The sequence below is a fragment of the Deltaproteobacteria bacterium genome, from assembly GCA_005879535.1.
GTDB lineage: Bacteria > Myxococcota > Myxococcia > Myxococcales > 40CM-4-68-19 > 40CM-4-68-19.
The window spans coordinates 1-1,975 of the sequence record VBKI01000105.1 but is presented as its reverse complement, the minus strand read 5'-3'; the positions used below and the strand labels follow the sequence as shown (position 1 = coordinate 1,975).

General features: G+C 62.5%; 2 protein-coding genes. One reads left to right on the top strand and one right to left on the bottom strand.

Features of this window, described 5'->3' with window-relative positions:
* The first annotated feature begins 251 nt into the window (after window positions 1–251).
* Complete coding sequence (locus E6J58_23990; GenBank protein ID TMB31927.1) at window positions 252–1,706, top strand: UDP-N-acetylglucosamine 2-epimerase (non-hydrolyzing); 1,455 nt, start codon at window positions 252–254, stop codon at window positions 1,704–1,706.
* Here the strand turns inward: E6J58_23990 and E6J58_23985 are convergent.
* On the bottom strand, window positions 1,696–1,975 hold a 280-nt coding region (locus E6J58_23985; GenBank protein ID TMB31926.1), incomplete at its 5' end, for a nucleotide sugar dehydrogenase. The genes E6J58_23990 and E6J58_23985 overlap by 11 nt on opposite strands.

The following is a 1,975-nucleotide window of genomic DNA, read 5'->3' as shown; positions in this document are numbered from 1 at the left end:
ACCGCTGGCGCGGCGCTCGAGGTTTGCGACATTCTCAGCCCCTCCTGGACGCAATATCTGAAGTTGCCGCCGGAGGAGCGGGTCGCGTTGGAACCAAGAGCGGACAGGGAGCTGTGGTTCTATGACACGAAGGGTCCGGTTCGGGCATTGGACCCGGTTGCATATCATCGCCTTGCTTCATGGGTAGCGTTCCGCGCCGGCGCCCGTGGCATCGGCTTCTGGTCATTTGCGGATGCAGGCGGCGGTAGTTCATGGAACGAATACGAGGCCACCCGGGGGGGCGGCTTCGCTCCGGAGTTCCTCGCGCCGGATGGCGTGACGCTTTCGAAGCACATGATGGGGATCGAGGAGGGCCTCGAAGATCACGAACGGCTGTCGATGCTCGCTCAGGTCGTGGCTCGGATGGGCGCCGAGGCCTCGCCGGCATTGACTCGCGCGCGAACCTTCCTGGCGGAAGCGTCACCTCGCGTTCTTGCACGACTGGACCGCTCACCAGACGACGAGATCCTGTGGAGCGTAGGCAAGGACCGCACCTTGGTGGACGCCGTCGCCGACGAAGCACTCGATCTGCTGGAAGCGCTGCAGTGAAAATCGTCTACGTCGTCGGCGCTCGGCCGAACTTCATGAAGATTGCGCCACTGATGAGCACCATGGCTCGCGCGGGCTTCGCCGAGCAGAAGCTGGTGCACACCGGCCAGCATTTCGACGTTTCCATGTCCGATGTGTTCTTCGGCGACCTGGGAATGCCGGTGCCTGACATCTACCTGGGTATCGGATCCGGCTCGCACGCCGAGCAGACCGCCAAAGTGATGACCGGGTTCGAGACGGTCTGCTTCCGGGAGAAACCCGACCTCGTCGTCGTCGCAGGCGACGTGAACTCCACCATGGCGTGCGCCATCGACTGCGCAAAGCTCCGCATTCCCTGCGCGCACGTCGAAGCCGGTCTGCGTTCATTCGACCTGAACATGCCGGAGGAGGTGAACCGGATCATCACCGATCGTGTCTGCGACCTCCTCCTGACTCCGTCAAGGGATGCCGACGAGAACCTCCGTCGCGAGGGAACTCCGGAAGACCGTATCTTCCGCGTCGGGAACGTAATGATCGATACCCTGCTCGCGCATCTGGACCGGGCTAGACAAGCCGCCACCCCAACGAGATTCGGTGTGCAGCCGGGCCGATATGCGTTGCTCACGCTGCACAGGCCTTCGAACGTGGATGACCACATCGTTCTTTGCGGCCTGCTCGGGGCCGTTGAGGAGATCCAAAAGGAATTGCCAGTGGTGTTCCCCGTGCATCCGAGAACGCGAGGGCAGCTTGCGGAGTTCGAGCTCACAGAGCACCTCGAGACGTTGGGCGGACTGAAGATCTGTGAACCCCTCGGGTATCTAGATTTCCTCGCATTGACGTCGCAGGCGAAGGTCGTCCTCACCGACTCTGGCGGCTTGCAAGAAGAAACGACGGCGTTGGGCATTCCCTGCCTGACCATGCGCGAGAACACGGAGCGCCCCGTGACCGTCGAAGAGGGCACGAACACGCTGGTTGGCATGGATCCGGCGCGTATCATCTCCGCGGTGCGCGACGTGCTCGCCGGACGCGGTAAAGCCGGCCGCGTCCCAGACCTGTGGGATGGCAAGGCCAGTGAGCGCATCGTGCAGGTATTCTCCTCTTGGTGGACAGTCCGACGCGAGCAGAAAATCAGGCTTTGACCGTGAGCATCGGCGGTTTGCCGCCGAACAGCGGTCCGATCACGTTGCGGGTGTCCACGATCAGCCTCGCGTGCGCGTACAGCAGTGCGTTCCTGAATTCCTCGTGTGCGGTGGCAACCACGAGGGCGTCGAATTCGCCCAGCGCTTCCGCCGTGAGCGGAACCGAACGAAGATTCAGGTCGCCATGCCTGCGGGTATGCCGAGCAACCGGAAAGTATGGGTCGCAATAGTGCACGTGCGCACCAATCTCGCGCAGCAATTCGATGATT

Coding starts and splice junctions, on each gene's coding strand:
- E6J58_23990 (TMB31927.1), top strand. CDS start 252: ATGGAACGAATACGAGGCCACCCGGGGGGGCGGCTTCGCTCCGGAGTT.